Annotated in this window: 12 protein-coding genes and 2 tRNA genes; 11 read left to right on the forward strand and 3 right to left on the reverse strand. The window is 62.1% G+C overall.

Features of this window, described 5'->3' with window-relative positions; genetic code table 11:
- Position 1 precedes the first annotated feature (1 nt).
- Positions 2–469: a peroxiredoxin gene (locus SPHINGO391_RS08855; RefSeq protein ID WP_152008493.1), complete on the reverse strand. Its 468-nt coding sequence runs from the start codon at positions 467–469 to the stop codon at positions 2–4.
- A gap of 126 nt (positions 470–595) precedes the next feature.
- On the opposite strand from SPHINGO391_RS08855, the gene SPHINGO391_RS08860 reads away from it, so the two are divergent.
- Positions 596–3,988, forward strand: coding sequence for a DUF3971 domain-containing protein (locus SPHINGO391_RS08860; RefSeq protein ID WP_152008494.1), 3,393 nt, complete (start codon positions 596–598; stop codon positions 3,986–3,988).
- A gap of 58 nt (positions 3,989–4,046) precedes the next feature.
- Here the strand turns inward: SPHINGO391_RS08860 and tyrS are convergent, their stop codons facing one another.
- On the reverse strand, positions 4,047–5,300 hold the full coding sequence (gene tyrS / locus SPHINGO391_RS08865; RefSeq protein WP_152008495.1) for a tyrosine--tRNA ligase: 1,254 nt from the start codon (positions 5,298–5,300) through the stop codon (positions 4,047–4,049).
- A gap of 218 nt (positions 5,301–5,518) precedes the next feature.
- Between tyrS and SPHINGO391_RS08870 the strand changes: the two genes are divergently transcribed.
- On the forward strand, positions 5,519–6,670 hold the full coding sequence (locus tag SPHINGO391_RS08870; RefSeq protein ID WP_152008496.1) for an anhydro-N-acetylmuramic acid kinase: 1,152 nt from the start codon (positions 5,519–5,521) through the stop codon (positions 6,668–6,670).
- 42 nt (positions 6,671–6,712) lie between these two features.
- Here SPHINGO391_RS08870 and SPHINGO391_RS08875 read toward each other — a convergent pair.
- Positions 6,713–6,788 (reverse strand) — tRNA-Val (locus SPHINGO391_RS08875).
- A 233-nt stretch (positions 6,789–7,021) separates the two neighbouring features.
- Between SPHINGO391_RS08875 and SPHINGO391_RS08880 the strand changes: the two genes are divergently transcribed.
- The 9 genes from SPHINGO391_RS08880 to nuoG all read left to right on the forward strand — a co-directional run bounded on the left by SPHINGO391_RS08880 (position 7,022) and on the right by nuoG (position 16,216).
- Positions 7,022–7,098 (forward strand) — tRNA-Asp (locus SPHINGO391_RS08880).
- 546 nt (positions 7,099–7,644) lie between these two features.
- Positions 7,645–8,010 (forward strand): NADH-quinone oxidoreductase subunit A, encoded by a 366-nt coding sequence (locus SPHINGO391_RS08885; protein WP_152008497.1) that lies wholly within the window; start codon positions 7,645–7,647, stop codon positions 8,008–8,010.
- Positions 8,001–8,576 (forward strand): NADH-quinone oxidoreductase subunit B, encoded by a 576-nt coding sequence (locus tag SPHINGO391_RS08890; protein ID WP_152008498.1) that lies wholly within the window; start codon positions 8,001–8,003, stop codon positions 8,574–8,576. Before SPHINGO391_RS08885 ends, SPHINGO391_RS08890 begins: the two co-directional genes overlap by 10 nt.
- 11 nt (positions 8,577–8,587) lie before the next feature.
- Positions 8,588–9,190 (forward strand): NADH-quinone oxidoreductase subunit C, encoded by a 603-nt coding sequence (locus tag SPHINGO391_RS08895; RefSeq protein ID WP_152008499.1) that lies wholly within the window; start codon positions 8,588–8,590, stop codon positions 9,188–9,190.
- An 11-nt stretch (positions 9,191–9,201) separates the two neighbouring features.
- On the forward strand, positions 9,202–10,392 hold the full coding sequence (locus SPHINGO391_RS08900; protein ID WP_152008500.1) for an NADH-quinone oxidoreductase subunit D: 1,191 nt from the start codon (positions 9,202–9,204) through the stop codon (positions 10,390–10,392).
- 84 nt (positions 10,393–10,476) lie between these two features.
- A complete protein-coding gene (locus tag SPHINGO391_RS08905; RefSeq protein WP_152008501.1) occupies positions 10,477–11,760 on the forward strand; it encodes an NADH-quinone oxidoreductase subunit E in 1,284 nt (427 codons plus the stop codon).
- A 9-nt stretch (positions 11,761–11,769) separates the two neighbouring features.
- Positions 11,770–13,077, forward strand: a complete 1,308-nt coding sequence (gene nuoF, locus SPHINGO391_RS08910) for an NADH-quinone oxidoreductase subunit NuoF (RefSeq protein ID WP_152008502.1) — start codon at positions 11,770–11,772, stop codon at positions 13,075–13,077.
- A gap of 81 nt (positions 13,078–13,158) precedes the next feature.
- Positions 13,159–14,016 carry a 5' DNA nuclease gene (locus tag SPHINGO391_RS08915; protein WP_193217238.1) on the forward strand — a complete coding sequence of 286 codons (858 nt, stop codon included), beginning with the start codon at positions 13,159–13,161 and terminating at the stop codon, positions 14,014–14,016.
- A gap of 118 nt (positions 14,017–14,134) precedes the next feature.
- Entirely contained in the window at positions 14,135–16,216 is a 2,082-nt protein-coding gene (gene nuoG, locus SPHINGO391_RS08920; protein WP_152008503.1) for an NADH-quinone oxidoreductase subunit NuoG, read from the forward strand.
- Positions 16,217–16,230 lie beyond the last annotated feature (14 nt).

Consider the following 16,230-nt stretch of genomic DNA (forward strand, 5'->3'; position numbering starts at 1 on the left):
ATCAAAGCGCTCTGGCCGCCTCGAGCACTTCCTGAGCGTGCCCCTTGACCTTGACCTTGCGCCAGATCCTGGCGATCTCGCCATTGGCGTTGATGAGGAAGGTGGAGCGCTCGACGCCCATATACTGGCGGCCGTACATGCTCTTTTCCTTCCAGACGCCGTAGGCCTCGAGAACGGTCTTTTCTTCGTCCGAGGCCAGGATGACGCCCAAATTGTGCTTGGCGACAAACTTGTCGTGCGCCTTTACGGGGTCGGGCGAGACGCCGACGACCGCGGCGCCGGTGGCGGCGAAATCGTCCGCGAGTGCGGTGAAGTCGAGTGCCTCGGTCGTGCAGCCGCTGGTATCGTCTTTCGGGTAAAAATAGAGTACCACTTTCTTGCCGGCCAATTCAGCCAGCGACACGTTTCCGCCGCCATCGCGTGGCAAATTCATATTTGGCGCCGGTGCGCCTTCAAGCAATTCGTTCACTATCAAACCCTTTCGCCGGTTCAGTCGCGTTTTCGCAGGTGACCCTGCCTTCCGGGGATATATAAACGGCCAACCGACAGTCCAGCGGAATCACCGCCATAATAGAAAGATATCGTTCCAACGCCCATGCCGGATAAGCCGATAGACAAGGTTCTGTTCAAGAGACGCGACATTACCGGGTTGCACGAGTATCCGTCGGCGCAGTGCAAGGACGCGATTCTGGTGCGCGGGCATCATCCGCGGCACTGGAGCGGGACGACACTTCGCTGGGTGTTCGGACTCGTGCTGTTGCTCGCGGTACTCGCCGGCGGGCTGCTGACAGCCCTTGAAACCGGTGTGGTCGACGGTCTTATCCGCGAGCGGGCACAGATTGCCCTGGCGCGAGCAGTCGGGCCTGACAACCGGGCGGAGCTGCAAAGTGCCGGGATCAGGCTTACCGGGCGCGGGCAGCTTGCGCTTCTGGCGCGGGACGTGGTGGTGGAACGGCTGGACGGCACGACACCCGCAAGCCGCGCCGAGAGTGCCCTGATCGCGCTCGATCCGCTGGCGCTGCTGTCCGGCAGAATCTCCATTTCATCGGTGGAAATCGGCGGTGTTGAGCTGGCCGCACCGCAGGGCAATGGCTTCAACCTGACCGACCTTGCCGGGTTCCGGGTGGATGGCACCGATGCGATGATCGAGCAGCTGTTCGATGCGCTCAACCGCGTGGCCGTTCAGGTCAATGCCGTCGAGGCCGGGGCGTTCCGGTTTTCGGACATACGCATTTCCGGCGTTGGGGACCCCGTGGTGGTGGAAAGTGCGCTGGTGCGCCGCATGGACGCCAAGCGTTACCAGATCGAAGCGGAAATCGAACAGTCCGGGCGGCGGATCTCGGTCAACGGCTCAGCCAGCGCACGGCCCAATGAAAGCGAACTGACCAAAGTGACCGGCGAAATCGGCGGGCTGGCGATCGACTTCCTGACGGAGGGGCCGAGCGACCGGCAGAACGGGATGAAGGCGCCACTCGAGATCACCTTCACCGCGGGACGGGCGACCGAAAGGCGAAAGACGGCGCTCTCGATCAAGGTGGTCGCGGTGGATGGGACAATGACCATGGGCGGGGTCGAGGCGGATATCCGCGATGCCAGCGTTAACCTGGCTTACATGCCGGCAGCCAACAAGATCGAGATCCTTCCCTCGATTTTCCGGATCGGTGAAACCAACATCCCGTTTACCGGCGGGCTGATCGACAGTGACCGGCTCGACAATCTCGGCGGCGAAGGGATCGCCTTCGATTTCGTCATCGACAGGGGGCTTGCCGCTCCCGGTGATTCCGACGAGGCACCAATTCCTTTCGCGGGCAAGGCTTTCGGCTGGTTTGACGCTGCCAACAGGCGGCTTGTCGCCGACGAGCTGACGGTTGCGTCGGCGCAGGGCGCAATGTTCGGTTCGGCCTCCTGGCGTTTTGTCGAAGGCATATCCCCGGAAATCAATCTGGTCGCCCAGGCAGAGCGGATGTCGACTGCCGCGGTCAAGCAGCTTTGGCCCTACTGGGTCGGCAAGCGGGCCAGGCAGTGGGTGCTTGAAAATCTCTATGGCGGCACGGTGAGCAATGCGCGCATTCAGCTGGCCGCGCCGGCCGGACACTACAAGCCCTATGGCGATGTGACGTTTGACGAAAACCAGTTGCAGATCGATTTTGATATCGAGCGGGCCCGGATGAACGTCGCTGGCGACATCCCGCCCTTGCGCGACACGACCGGCCACATGCGGCTTCGCGGCTCTGAAATCAGCGTCACGATCGAATCGGCCACCGCGTTCTTCCCGACCGGGCGCACGGTGGACATCAACGACGCGGTGTTCTCTATCCCGGAAGCCGACAAGCAGCCGCTGATGGCCGAACTGTCGATGGCGGTGCAGGGAAAGGCCGACGCCGTTGCCGAACTGATCACCTATCACCCGATCAATGCGCTTGACCGGATCGGTTTACAGCCGTCCGAGCTGAGTGGGGAAATCGAATCGACGGTAACCGCAAGATTCGGATTGATCCGGGAGCAGTCTCCACCGCCGCCGGACTGGACCGTCAATCTTGACATGACCGGTGTGGACATCGCCAAGCCGGTCGAAGGCAGAATGCTGAGCAAGATGGACGGCACCCTGTCGGTCACGCCGGAGAAAGCCACGCTGAAAGCCGATGCGCAGGTCGACGGGGCGCAGATGAGCCTCGATATCGTGCAGCCGGTGGGCGAGGCGTCCCAGACCGCGGTGCAACGCCGGCTGTCCGGAACGCTGAGCCCTGAAGACCGTGAGAAGATCGCGCCCGGCAGTGGCGCACTGTTTTCCGGGCCTGTCGGGTTTTCACTGGAAGTCGATCCCGACACCGAAGGCCGCCAGCTTGTCAGCCTTGACCTGAAAGCCGCCAAACTCACCATTCCCGGCATAGGCTGGGTGAAAGATGAGGGCGTCGGCGCCAAGCTCGACTTCGTCTTGCTGGCCGATGGCGATGCGATGACGCTTTCTGATCTGAAATTATCGGGCGACGGCTTTGCGGCCTCGGGCGAGGTTTCCCTGAAAAAGGGTCAACTCGCTTCCGCCCGTTTCGACCGGATCGGCCTGTCGCCGCGTGACAACTACCAGGCAGTTATCGACCGCAAGGGCAAGGGCTACCAGATCAAGGTGAGCGGCGCATCGATCGACCTGAGGCCGGTCATCACGCTGGCAAAGGCGGCCGAATCTGCCAGCCAAAGCACGGGGGGCAACAAGGTGCCGGTGGAAGTGTCGGGCAGTGTCGCGACCCTCCATGGCTATTCCGACGAGCAGCTTTCGTCAGGGACCGTCAGCTACAAGGGACAGGGCGACCGGATCGACCTGCTCGATTTCAAGGCGGCGACCAAAAGTGGCCAGGCCGTGGTGATCGCCATCTCCGGCGGAGCATCGGGAGAAACGATCCAGATCACCAGCGGTGATGCGGGTGCGTTTTCGCGGTTTGCCGGGATCTATTCGCGGATTCAGGGCGGACTGCTCAATGTCAGGCTGAAGCGCGAGGGTGGTCCGTTGCGGCGCGGAACCCTCGATCTGAGGAATTTCCAGGTCGTGGGCGAGCCACGGCTCGGCTCGCTGGTGTCCACGCCGAGCAAGCAGGACGGCCGGAGCCTCAGGGATGCGGTCAAGGCGGATATAGATGTGTCGGTGGCGCGGTTCGAGATCGCCAGCGCACGGCTCGTCTCCGGCAACGGAGAGCTGCTGATCAGCGAAGGTGTTGTCCGCGGCCCGCAGATCGGCGCGTCGTTCCAGGGAAAGGTCCATGACAGCAAGGGCCGCATCGACCTGACCGGCACCTTCATGCCGGCCTACGGGGTCAACCGGCTGTTCAGCGAACTGCCGATCATCGGCGTGCTCTTGGGCAATGGCCGCGATCGCGGGCTGATCGGCATTACCTTCCGCCTGACCGGCATGGCTGCTTCGCCGCTGCTCGAAGTCAATCCACTCTCGGTGATCGCGCCCGGCGTGTTCCGTTCGATTTTCGAATTCCGGCCATGAAAAAGGCCGCCAGATCCTGAGGTCGGCGGCCTTGTCCAGGGGGGGTGGGAGCCTCCGGCTACTGCGGGCGGACCAGCACGTGCTTCTTCTTGCCAAGCGAAAGCTTGATGACGCCATCATCATTGAGATAGCCGGCGTCGACGAGTGTCTTGTCGTCCGTGATCGACACGTCATTGAGCTTGATGGCGCCGCCCTGGACATGGCGGCGGGCTTCGCCGTTCGAGCCGGCCAGGCCGGCACGGACAAACAGCGCCAGCAGGCCGATGCCGGTATCGAGCTCGGATGCGGAGACCGTGATGGTCGGCAGATTTTCGGAAATGGCACCTTCCTCGAAGGTCTTGCGGGCGGTTTCGGCTGCTTCCTCTGCCGCCGACCGGCCATGCAGCATCGCTGTGACCTCGGTTGCCAGGGCTTTCTTGGCCTCGTTCATCTCCGCGCCCTCAAGCGCCTCGAGACGGGCGATCTCGTCCATCGGAAGTGTGGTGTAGAGCTTGAGGAACCGGCCGACATCGGCATCTTCCGTGTTGCGCCAGAACTGCCAGAAATCATAGACCGGAAGCAGGTCGGCATTGAGCCAGACCGCTCCATTGGCGGTCTTGCCCATCTTGACGCCCGACGAGGTGGTCAAGAGCGGCGAGGTCAGGGCGTAGAGCTGCGGGCAGCCCATGCGATGGCCGAGATCAATGCCGTTGATGATGTTGCCCCACTGGTCGGACCCGCCCATCTGCACGCGGCAGCCGTAGCGCTTGTTGAGCTCGACGAAATCATAGGCCTGGAGGATCATGTAGTTGAATTCCAGGAACGACAGCGACTGATCCCGGTCGAGCCGGGTCTTGACGCTGTCAAACGCCAGCATCCGGTTGACGGAGAAATGCCGGCCGACATCGCGCAGGAACTCAAGGTAGTTCAGCCCGCGCAGCCAGTCGGCATTGTTGATCATCAGGGCAGGATTTTCGGCGCGATCGTAATCGAGGTAGTTGCCGAAGCAGTGCTTGAGCGAGGCGATGTTGTCCTCGATCATCTCGACGGTCATCAGCTTGCGGGCCTCCTCCTTGAAGGACGGGTCGCCGACCATGCCGGTGCCGCCGCCCATCAGCGAGATCGGCCGATGACCGGTCGCCTGCAGCCAGTGCAGCATCATGGTCTGTGTGAGGTGTCCGACATGAAGACTGGAAGCCGTCGGGTCATAGCCGATATAGGCCGTCACGGTTTCCTTTGCGAACAGGTCATCCAGGCCAGTCTCGTCGGAGAGCTGGTGGATGAACCCGCGTTCTGAAAGCGTGCGGAGAAAATCGGACTTGAAGGCTGACATAACACTGTCCTTGGGGTTGTCGGCAATTCCGGAAAACAGATCAGGCGTCACGGGGTGAGGAACGCCCGGGCGGGCCTTTAGCACTAGCGGCGGGCGCATTCAACTGAACCCGGTCACTGCGGCTGCTGACGCGTCTTGCCCGGGCGTGTAAAAACCAGCCCCATAAGAAGGCTGATTCTGCGTGACACGGAAAAGCCAAGGAATCGAGGATGAAGGTGATGGCACCACACGTGACTGTGAAACGGGCAATCGGACTGATGAGCGGCACCTCGATGGACGGCATCGATCTCGCCATGCTCGATACCGACGGCGATGGAAACGTGTTGCGCGGCGGATCGTCCTTCACCCCCTATGATGCGGCCTTCCGCAAGCAGCTCGAGCAGGCGCTTGGCACGGCAAAGGCAATCCGCGAGCGGCACGAGCGTCCGGGTGATCTCGCTGAACTCGAGACGGAACTGACGGACCGGCATGCGTCGGCGGTCGAGGCGTTTCTGGCGCGCGAGGGGCTCGCGGCCAGCGACATCGACGTGGTCGGATTCCACGGCCAGACCGTGCTGCATCGCCCGCTCGAGGGATTGACCGTGCAACTGGGGGACGGCGCGCGGCTGGCGGAACGGCTCGGTATCGATGTCGTTTATGATCTGCGGGCCAATGACATGGAGCTCGGCGGGCAGGGCGCGCCGCTGGTGCCGGCCTATCACCGGGCGCTTGCCGCTGGTCTTCCGGCTGAATGGGCCGGCGAGACGCCCGTCGTCTTCGTCAATATCGGCGGCATTTCCAACATCACCTATATCGGCGCTGATGGAGACCTGCGCGCGTTCGACAGCGGCCCCGGCAACACTCTGATCGACCAATGGGTGAGCCGCCATGCCGGCATTCCCTACGATTCGGGCGGCGCCATCGCCTCTGAAGGCCGGGTGCTGTCGGGGCTTGCCAACCGCTATCTTTCGTCGCCGTTCTTCACGGCCCGGGAGCGGGTGTCGCTGGACCGCAACGATTTTGAGCTGCCAGACGACGACGAGGCCGGACTCGAGGATGGCGCGCGCACGCTGGCCTTCGTGACTGCCGCGGCCATCGCCAAGGCGCAGGCGCATCTGCCGGAGAAGCCGAAACTCTGGATCCTGACCGGCGGCGGGCGCCATAACCAGAGGGTCGTCGAGGACCTGACCGTGGCGCTGCGGCACACCGGCCAGGTGATCAAGGCCGAGGAGGCTGGGCTGAACGGCGATTCGATGGAAGCGGAGGCCTGGGCCTGGCTCGCGGTGCGCTCGCTGAGGGGATTGCCGATCACCTATCCCGGGACCACCGGCGTGAAAAAACCCGCAACCGGCGGCGTGCTGGCGCAGCCGAAAGCAACGGCACAGGGCTGACCCTGCCTGGCATATGAGATTGTCATGAAAGTTCAGGCCGAATGGTGGGCGATGAGAGACTCGAACTCCCGACATCTTCGGTGTAAACGAAGCGCTCTACCAACTGAGCTAATCGCCCCCAGATCGGTGGCGCATGCTTTAGGGGGTTCGCTTGCGATCCGCAAGAAAAAATGTGGCCGCGGAACCATGATTTTGTGAACAGGCCCCGGAACGCCTGAACTTCCGGGGACTGTTTTCGCCCAGTTTGAACTTTGTCGTTTTTCCTTCGCATTCGACGCTTGACACCTTTGTGCGAACGCCGTAATTCACCGCTCACGGAACGGCGGTCACCCACTGTTCCGGAACAAATGCGCGGGTGTAGCTCAGTTGGTTAGAGTGCCGGCCTGTCACGCCGGAGGTCGCGGGTTCGAGCCCCGTCACTCGCGCCACTTCTCTTCTTGGAGGGGTGGACACATTTGCGAAAAGGCCCGGCTTTGCCGGGCTTTTTTCGTTTTCGGGCTGATTCCAGGTTCAGGTCGCCATCAAGCCGGATAGTCTGTGCCGGTGCCCCATGCTGTACCCGTTGTCGCTCCCTTCGCGACCTTGCCGCTCTGCTTCAGCCGCAGCTACGGACAATGACGCCGGGAGACAGCACAACAGGAGCCGTGCCGCACAGGGCAGGTTGGGTCGCGTGTCGTTTCCGCAAGGTGCCTTAGCCGGAAAAGCCGTGTTGGCACTGATTCTCTTCAAGCCCCGAAATCCACCGATGCGGCAAGCGAAACGGAAAAAACGGTGAGTGCAAAGGGGTGCGGCGAAACATTGGGTGGCGAAAGCTCACACTATCTGATCAAATGTTTCTTGTGCTCTTGCGCCGCTTGGCGGGCTGCGCTAACCACGCCGCGTTGCAACATGATCAGCCGCACAGGTGAGGGGCCGGCTCCAGACCTTCGGGAAAGGCAGGGGCTTCGACTGTGACGGATACAGGAACGGACGTCATGACGGAACTTCTGGGCGCTTATGTGCCGATTGCTATCTTCATCGGTCTGGCTTTGGTTATCGGTCTGGCTTTGCTGATCGCGCCATTCGCGATCGCCTACAAGAATCCCGATCCGGAAAAGCTGTCGGCCTATGAGTGCGGCTTCAATGCATTCGATGATGCCCGCATGAAATTCGATGTGCGGTTCTACCTGGTCTCGATCCTGTTCATCATCTTCGACCTCGAGGTTGCATTCTTGTTTCCGTGGGCGGTGTCGTTCGGCGATATCGGCTGGATCGGTTTCTGGTCGATGATGGCGTTCCTCGGCGTTCTGACGGTCGGCTTTGTGTACGAATGGAAGAAGGGAGCGCTCGAATGGGAGTGAGCAACGCACCATTGGTGGCGCCTGCGCCCAAGGGAATCATCGATCCCAATACCGGCAAGCCGGTTGGCAGCGACGACGCGTTTTTCGGCGAGATCAACAACGAGCTGGCCGACAAGGGCTTTCTTGTTACCTCTACAGACGAGCTGATCAACTGGTCGCGGACCGGTTCGCTGATGTGGATGACCTTCGGTCTTGCCTGTTGCGCGGTCGAAATGATGCAGATGTCGATGCCGCGCTATGACGCAGAGCGATTCGGATTTGCGCCGCGCGCCTCACCGCGCCAGTCGGACGTGATGATCGTTGCCGGAACGCTGACCAACAAGATGGCGCCAGCGCTCAGGAAGGTCTACGACCAGATGCCCGAGCCGCGCTACGTGATCTCGATGGGCTCCTGCGCCAATGGCGGCGGCTACTATCACTACTCCTACTCGGTGGTGCGCGGCTGCGACCGGGTGGTCCCGGTTGACATCTATGTTCCCGGATGCCCGCCCACGGCCGAAGCGCTGTTGTACGGGGTTCTGCTTCTGCAGAAGAAGATCCGCCGCACCGGCACGATCGAGCGATAGGAGAGCGGAAGATGAGCCAAGCCCTCAAGGATCTTTCCGACTATCTCGTGGAGGTCAAAGGCAATCTGATTGACCGGGCCGAACTCGCCTATGACGAGCTGACGCTGATTGCGGTGCCGGGAAATCTGATCGAGCTGATGACCTTCCTGCGCGATGACGCGCAGTGCCAGTTCGTCAGCTTCATCGATATCTGCGGCGTCGACTGGCCTGGGCGGGCGGATCGTTTCGACGTGGTCTATCACCTGCTGTCGCCACGCCAGAATTTCCGCATCCGGGTCAAGGTCATGACGTCGGAGGATGTTCCGGTGCCGTCGCTGACGCCGGTGTTTCCGGGCGCGGACTGGTTCGAGCGCGAAGCCTATGATCTCTATGGCATCCTGTTTACCGGCCACCCCGACCTGCGCCGCATCCTCACCGACTACGGTTTCGAAGGCCACCCGCTCAGGAAGGACTTCCCGCTGACCGGCTTTGTCGAGGTGCGCTACGACGATGAAGTCAAGCGGGTCGTCTACGAGCCGGTCGAACTCAGGCAGGAATTCCGCAATTTCGATTTTCTCTCCCCCTGGGAAGGCACCGACTACGTGCTTCCGGGCGACGAAAAAGCCAAGGGTTGAGGACGGGAACCATGAACGAACACAACGTCCGTAACTTCAACATCAACTTCGGTCCGCAGCATCCGGCGGCGCACGGCGTGCTCCGGCTGGTGCTGGAACTCGATGGCGAGATTGTCGAGCGCGTGGACCCGCATATCGGTCTTCTGCACCGCGGCACCGAAAAGCTGATCGAAGCCAAGACCTATCTGCAGGCCATTCCCTATTTCGACCGGCTCGACTACGTCGCGCCGATGAACCAGGAGCATGCCTTCGCGCTGGCCGTGGAAAAGCTCGCGGGCGTGACCGTACCCAAGCGCGGGCAGTTGATCCGGGTGCTCTACTCGGAGATCGGCCGGATCCTGTCGCATCTTCTCAACATCACCACGCAGGCCCTTGACGTGGGCGCGCTGACGCCGCCGCTCTGGGGCTTCGAAGAGCGTGAGAAGCTGATGGTGTTTTACGAGCGTGCCTGCGGCGCGCGGCTGCATGCGGCCTATTTCCGTCCCGGCGGCGTTCACCAGGACCTGCCGCATGAGCTGGTCGAGGATATCGGCAAGTGGTGCGATCCTTTCCTGCAGACCTGCGATGACATCGAGGGTCTGCTCACCGACAACCGCATCTTCAAGCAGCGCAATGTCGACATCGCCGTCGTCAAGCTCGATGACGCCTGGGCCTGGGGCTTCTCGGGAGTGATGGTGCGCGGCTCGGGTGCCGCCTGGGATCTGCGCCGTTCGCAGCCCTATGAATGCTATTCGGAACTCGATTTCGATATCCCGATCGGCAAGAATGGCGACTGCTACGACCGTTACCTGATCCGCATGCAGGAAATGCGTGAATCGGTGAAGATCATGAAGCAGTGCGTCGAACAGCTGCTTGGCAAGGAAAAGACCGGGCCTGTGTCTGCCACCGACGGCAAGATCGTGCCGCCCAAGCGCGGCGAGATGAAGCGGTCCATGGAAGCGCTGATTCACCACTTCAAGCTCTACACCGAAGGCTACCGGGTTCCGGAAGGATCGGTCTACGCAGCCGTCGAGGCGCCGAAGGGCGAGTTCGGTGTCTATCTGGTGTCGGATGGATCGAACAAGCCTTACCGCTGCAAGATCCGCGCGCCCGGCTATGCGCATCTGCAGGCGATGGATTTCGTCTGCCGCGGCCACCAGTTGGCCGATGTGTCGGCTGCGCTCGGTTCGCTCGACATCGTGTTCGGGGAGGTTGACCGGTGAGCGTGACTCAGAGGTTTCAGGTTCATGACCAGGTCGCCGCTCGGCGAGATCCACTAGGCCGGAAATAAGACAGAAGAGTACATCATGTCCGTTCGTCGACTTGCCGAAGATAATGTCCAGCCAGCGGAATTCGCCTTCAACCGCGAATTTTCCGCGCAGGCAAAGGTGTGGATCAAGAAGTATCCCAAGGAGCGTGCCCAGTCGGCGGTGATTCCGCTGCTGATGCTGGCGCAGGAACAGGACGGCTGGGTGACCAAGCGGGCGATCGAGACGATTGCCGACATGCTGGGCATGCCTTACATCCGCGCGCTCGAAGTGGCGACCTTCTACACCCAGTTCCAGCTCAAGCCGGTGGGCACCCGCGCTCACGTTCAGGTGTGCGGCACCACGCCGTGCATGCTGCGCGGTTCGGAAGCGCTGATGGAAGTCTGCCGCAGCAAGATCCACCCGGAGCCGTTCCATCTCAACGAGAGCGGCACGCTGTCGTGGGAGGAGGTCGAGTGCCAGGGGGCTTGCGTCAATGCGCCGATGGTGATGATCTTCAAGGATTCCTACGAAGACCTGTCGCCCGAGCGGCTGGCCTATATCATCGACCGCTTCGAAGCGGGGCGTCCCGAGGACGTGACGCCGGGGCCACAGGTCAAGCGCACCTTCTCGGCGCCTGAGGGCGGGCTGACCAGCCTGACCGAGGAAATCAAGCCGGGAAGCAAGGGCGGTTCCAAGACGTCGGCGAAGGCCAAATCGCCCGCCGCGACCAAGGCCGGACGTCCGAAATCGGCTGCGACGGAAACCGAGACAAAGTCACCCGCCAAGGCCAAGGCGAATGTGAAGGCTGATGCGAAGACCGCTGCCACTGCAAGCGAAGCGCCGAAGATGAGTTCTGCGCGCAAGGAATCGGCGACGGCGAAGACCAAGAGCGCCGGTGCGACGGCTGCCAAGGGCAATTCCTCCTCGGACCTGGCTTCAACGGCCAAATCTGTTGCGTCTGCGAAAAAGACCGCCAAACCGGTGACCAAGGGCAATGCGACGATGGCCGTTGCGGCGACTGCAAAGGGTACCGCGAAAGCGGCTCCCGCCGCGGCACCGGAAGACAGGAATCGTCCCGCGGGTATCGCCAAGCCGGCCCAGCCGGACGATTTGAAGATGATCTCGGGCGTCGGTCCGAAAATCGAGGGCATCCTACATTCGCTCGGCATCTACACGTTCGCGCAAGTTGCGTCGTGGAAGAAGGCCGAACGGGACTGGGTCGACGGGTATCTCAAGTTCAAGGGCCGCATCGAGCGCGAGGACTGGCTCAAGCAGGCCAAGGCGCTGGCCAAGGGTGGCGAGGCCGAGTACATCAAGGTCTTCGGCAAGAAGCCGCGATAGAGGTGAATGATGTTAGATGACAAAGACCGGATCTTTACCAATATCTACGGCGTCTACGACAAGTCGTTGAAAGGCGCGATGGCGCGCGGCCACTGGGACGGCACCAAGCAGATCCTGGAAAAGGGTCGTGACTGGATCATCAACGAGATGAAGGCTTCCGGCCTGCGCGGCCGAGGCGGGGCAGGATTTCCGACCGGCCTGAAATGGTCGTTCATGCCCAAGGAAAGCGACGGGCGCCCGCACTATCTCGTCATCAATGCCGACGAGTCCGAGCCCGGCACATGCAAGGACCGCGACATCATGCGCCACGATCCGCATACGCTGATCGAGGGCTGCGTGATTGCCGGCTTCGCCATGGGCGCGCATGCGACCTACATCTATGTCCGCGGCGAATACATGCGCGAACGCGAAGCATTGCAGACGGCGATCGACGAGTGCTACGACGCGGGCCTTCTGGGCAAGAACAACAAGCTTGGCTACGACATGGACATCTATGTCCATCATGGCGCCGGCGCCTATATCTGCGGCGAGGAAACCGCGCTGCTCGAAAGCCTCGAAGGCAAGAAGGGCCAGCCGCGGCTGAAGCCGCCATTCCCGGCCAACATGGGTCTCTACGGCTGCCCGACAACGGTCAACAACGTTGAATCCGTCGCGGTTGCGCCCACGATCCTGCGCCGTGGCGGCGCCTGGTTTTCCGGGATCGGCCGGCCCAACAACACCGGCACCAAGCTGTTTTGCGTGTCGGGACACGTCAACACGCCCTGCACGGTCGAAGAGGCGATGTCGATCCCGTTCCGCGAGCTGATCGACACCCATTGCGGCGGCATTCGCGGCGGCTGGGACAATCTGCTGGCGGTGATTCCGGGCGGCTCCTCGGTGCCATGCGTGCCGGGCGCCGACATCATCGACACGCCGATGGATTTCGACAGTCTGCGCGATCTCAAGTCGGGCCTCGGCACGGCGGCAGTGATCGTCATGGACAAGTCGACCGATATCGTCAAAGCGATCTGGCGGCTGTCGGCCTTCTACAAGCATGAGAGCTGCGGCCAGTGCACGCCGTGCCGCGAGGGCACCGGCTGGATGATGCGGGTGATGGACCGCATGGTCAAAGGCAACGCCCAGAAACGCGAAATCGACATGCTGTTTGATGTTACCAAGCAGATCGAGGGTCACACCATCTGTGCGCTTGGCGATGCGGCGGCTTGGCCGATCCAGGGCCTGATCCGGCATTTCCGTCCCGAGATGGAAGCGCGGATCGACCAGTACACACGCAATGCCGTGCAAAGCCGCAACACGCGGCTGGAAGCGGCGGAATAAGAGGCCCGCACCTAGCCGGGCCCGGAAAGACAAGGAAACGTCACGAGGGACAAGAGCCAACAACCGACTAAGGAGAAACTGATGTCGATGTTTTCTTTTCCCGCAGACATGAATGAAATGATGAAACCGATGCAATCCATGACCGACTGGACCAAGCTCGACGAGATGCCCGTCTCGCCGCTTATGGTCTATCCGTTGGGTGCGGCGGCGGCAGCCACCGCCATCGGTTTCGGCATGGCAGGCCAGATGGCCGGCATGATGATGGGCGCCATGCAGGCGGCGATGCAGAACCAGTCTTCGTTGCTTGGCAACCACCCTGATCTGAGCTGGATCGTGCCGACGCTGGCCGAGGACCTTGCGCCCGAAGAAGATGAGAGCGAGGCAGTGGAGGTGCAACCGGCAGCAAGGGCCAAGACTGCCGATGTGGTCACCTTGACGCCTGCAGCCAAGCCGGTGCCTGCCAAGAGCAAGGCGAAGGCAAAGCCAACTGCGGCAAAGCCGGCCAATGCCAAGCCGGCTCCGGCCAAGGCCGCATCAGCCAAGGCCAAGGTTGAAGCCGCTGAGAGCAAGCCGGTCACCGTTGCAGCGGTGGAGAAGCTGAAGTCGGATGCCGAGGTTGCTGCAGGTGTGGCCAGCGAGAGCGTGGCCGTCGTTGATACCCCGGCAAAGCCAGCCCCCGCACCGGCGCTTGAGCCTGAAGATTTCCGCCGTCCGGCAGAAATCGAGAAGCCGGAAACTCCGGACGATCTGAAGTTGATCTCAGGTGTGGGGCCGAAACTCGAGCAGGTGCTCAACGGTCTGGGGATCTGGACTTTTGACCAGATCGCCGCATGGCAGCCGGAAGAGGCGGCCTGGGTCGACGATTATCTGCAGTTCAGCGGCAGGATCGGTCGCGACAACTGGATCACACAGGCCGGTGCGCTGGCAAAGGGCGGGTAACCGCCAAACAGGAATGCAAAGCCGGGCGGTCTGACCGCCGCCCGGCAAAACACAATCAGGTCCCGGTGAGGGATGGTACGCGGTCGCTCCGACCGTTCGCAAAGGTAGGACTGCTTGCATGGCCAAGATCAAGGTTGATGGAAACGAGATCGAAGTGCCGGATCACTACACGCTGCTGCAGGCGTGTGAGGAGGCCGGCGCGGAAGTGCCGCGGTTCTGTTTTCACGAGCGGCTGTCGATTGCCGGCAATTGCCGGATGTGCCTGGTCGAGGTGAAGGGCGGACCGCCCAAGCCCGCAGCCTCCTGCGCCATGGGCGTGCGCGATCTCCGGCCTGGCCCGAACGGCGAAACGCCGGAAGTGTTCACCAACACGCCGATGGTCAAGAAGGCGCGCGAAGGGGTGATGGAGTTCCTGCTCATCAACCATCCGCTTGATTGCCCGATCTGCGACCAGGGCGGCGAGTGCGATCTGCAGGACCAGGCCATGGCCTTCGGCATGGACAATTCGCGCTATGCCGAGAACAAGCGCGCCGTCGAAGACAAGTATATCGGACCGCTGGTCAAGACGATCATGAACCGCTGCATCCACTGCACGCGCTGTGTCCGTTTCACCACCGAAGTGGCCGGCATTTCCGAGCTTGGCCTGATCGGCCGTGGCGAAGATGCCGAGATCACCACCTATCTCGAGCATGCGATGAGCTCGGAGTTGCAGGGCAACGTCATCGATCTCTGCCCGGTCGGCGCGCTGACCTCGCGGCCCTATGCCTTCCAGGCGCGTCCGTGGGAATTGAACAAGACCGAATCGATCGACGTCATGGACGCCTGCGGCTCGGCGATCCGGGTCGATACCCGCGGCCGCGAAGTGATGCGGGTGATGCCGCGCGTCAACGAGGCGATCAACGAGGAATGGATTTCCGACAAGACCCGGTTCATCTGGGACGGCTTGCGCACGCAACGCCTCGACCGCCCATATGTACGCCGCAACGGCCGCCTGGAAGCCGCATCCTGGGGCGAAGCTTTCGGTGCGATCGCAACAGCTGTTGCCGGCGCAAAGCCCGAGCGCATCGGGGCTGTCGCCGGAGACCTGGCAGCCGTGGAAGAAATGTACGCGCTCAAGGCGCTGATCAGCTCGCTCGGCTCGACCAACATCGATTGCCGCCAGGATGGCGCTGCACTTGACCCGTCACTTGGCCGCTCGAGCTACATCTTCAATCCGACCATCGAAGGCATCGAGGATGCGGACGCGATCCTGATCATCGGGTCGAACCCGCGCCGCGAAGCTGCGATCCTGAATGCCCGGATCCGCAAGCGCTGGCGCATGGGCGAGCTGCCGATCGGTCTGATCGGCGAGCAGGCCGATCTGCGCTATGCTCACGAGTATCTCGGCGCCGGCCCGGAAACGCTGAAGGAACTGGTCGACGGCACCAACAAGTTTGCGGCCAAGCTGAAGCGCGCCAAGAAGCCGATGATCATCATCGGCCAGGGCGCGCTGGCGCGCGGCGATGGCGCGGGTGTTCTCGCTAACGCCGCCAAGCTCGCCGATGCGGTCGGGGCGGTGAAGGGCGACTGGAACGGTTTTGCGGTGCTGCACACGGCGGCAGCGCGCGTCGGCGGCCTCGATCTCGGCCTGGTGCCGGGCGAGGGCGGCCTCGATGCCGCAGCCATGCTGACCGGCACCGACGTTCTGTTCCTGCTCGGCGCGGACGAACTCGACTTCACCAAGAAGACCGCGGGCTTCACCGTCTATATCGGTACCCATGGCGACAATGGCGCGCACCATGCCGACGTGATCCTGCCGGCTGCGACCTACACGGAAAAGTCCGGGACCTATGTCAACACCGAAGGCCGGGTTCAGCTTGGCAGCCGCGCCGCCTTCGCGCCGGGCGAGGCGCGCGAAGACTGGGCCATTCTGAGGGCGCTTTCGGACGTTCTGGGCAAGAAGCTGCCCTATGATTCGCTTGTCGCGCTCAGGGCCGCGCTTTATGCCGAGTATCCGCATTTCGCGGAAATCGACATGATTTCCACCGGTGACAGCAGTGCAATTGCCGCAATTGCGAAGAAAGCGGGCCGGATGAACAAATCGGCGTTTGCGTCCGCGGTCAAAGACTTCTATTTGACCAACCCGATCGCACGCGCTTCTGCGGTGATGGCTGAGTGCTCGGCCTTGGCGAAGACCGCCAAGGCAGTGGCGGCGGAATAGGGGCGGGAAACACC

This window comes from Hoeflea sp. EC-HK425 (assembly GCF_902498795.1).
GTDB lineage: Bacteria > Pseudomonadota > Alphaproteobacteria > Rhizobiales > Rhizobiaceae > Hoeflea > Hoeflea alexandrii.

Bases quoted from the DNA above. Each gene is read 5' to 3' on its own strand.
- SPHINGO391_RS08860 (WP_152008494.1), top strand. From the start codon at position 596: ATGCCGGATAAGCCGATAGACAAGGTTCTGTTCAAGAGACGCGACATT.
- tyrS (WP_152008495.1), bottom strand. From the start codon at position 5,300: ATGTCAGCCTTCAAGTCCGATTTTCTCCGCACGCTTTCAGAACGCGGG.
- SPHINGO391_RS08870 (WP_152008496.1), top strand. From the start codon at position 5,519: ATGGCACCACACGTGACTGTGAAACGGGCAATCGGACTGATGAGCGGC.
- SPHINGO391_RS08885 (WP_152008497.1), top strand. From the start codon at position 7,645: ATGACGGAACTTCTGGGCGCTTATGTGCCGATTGCTATCTTCATCGGT.
- SPHINGO391_RS08890 (WP_152008498.1), top strand. From the start codon at position 8,001: ATGGGAGTGAGCAACGCACCATTGGTGGCGCCTGCGCCCAAGGGAATC.
- SPHINGO391_RS08895 (WP_152008499.1), top strand. From the start codon at position 8,588: ATGAGCCAAGCCCTCAAGGATCTTTCCGACTATCTCGTGGAGGTCAAA.
- SPHINGO391_RS08900 (WP_152008500.1), top strand. From the start codon at position 9,202: ATGAACGAACACAACGTCCGTAACTTCAACATCAACTTCGGTCCGCAG.
- SPHINGO391_RS08905 (WP_152008501.1), top strand. From the start codon at position 10,477: ATGTCCGTTCGTCGACTTGCCGAAGATAATGTCCAGCCAGCGGAATTC.
- nuoF (WP_152008502.1), top strand. From the start codon at position 11,770: ATGTTAGATGACAAAGACCGGATCTTTACCAATATCTACGGCGTCTAC.
- SPHINGO391_RS08915 (WP_193217238.1), top strand. From the start codon at position 13,159: ATGTCGATGTTTTCTTTTCCCGCAGACATGAATGAAATGATGAAACCG.
- nuoG (WP_152008503.1), top strand. From the start codon at position 14,135: ATGGCCAAGATCAAGGTTGATGGAAACGAGATCGAAGTGCCGGATCAC.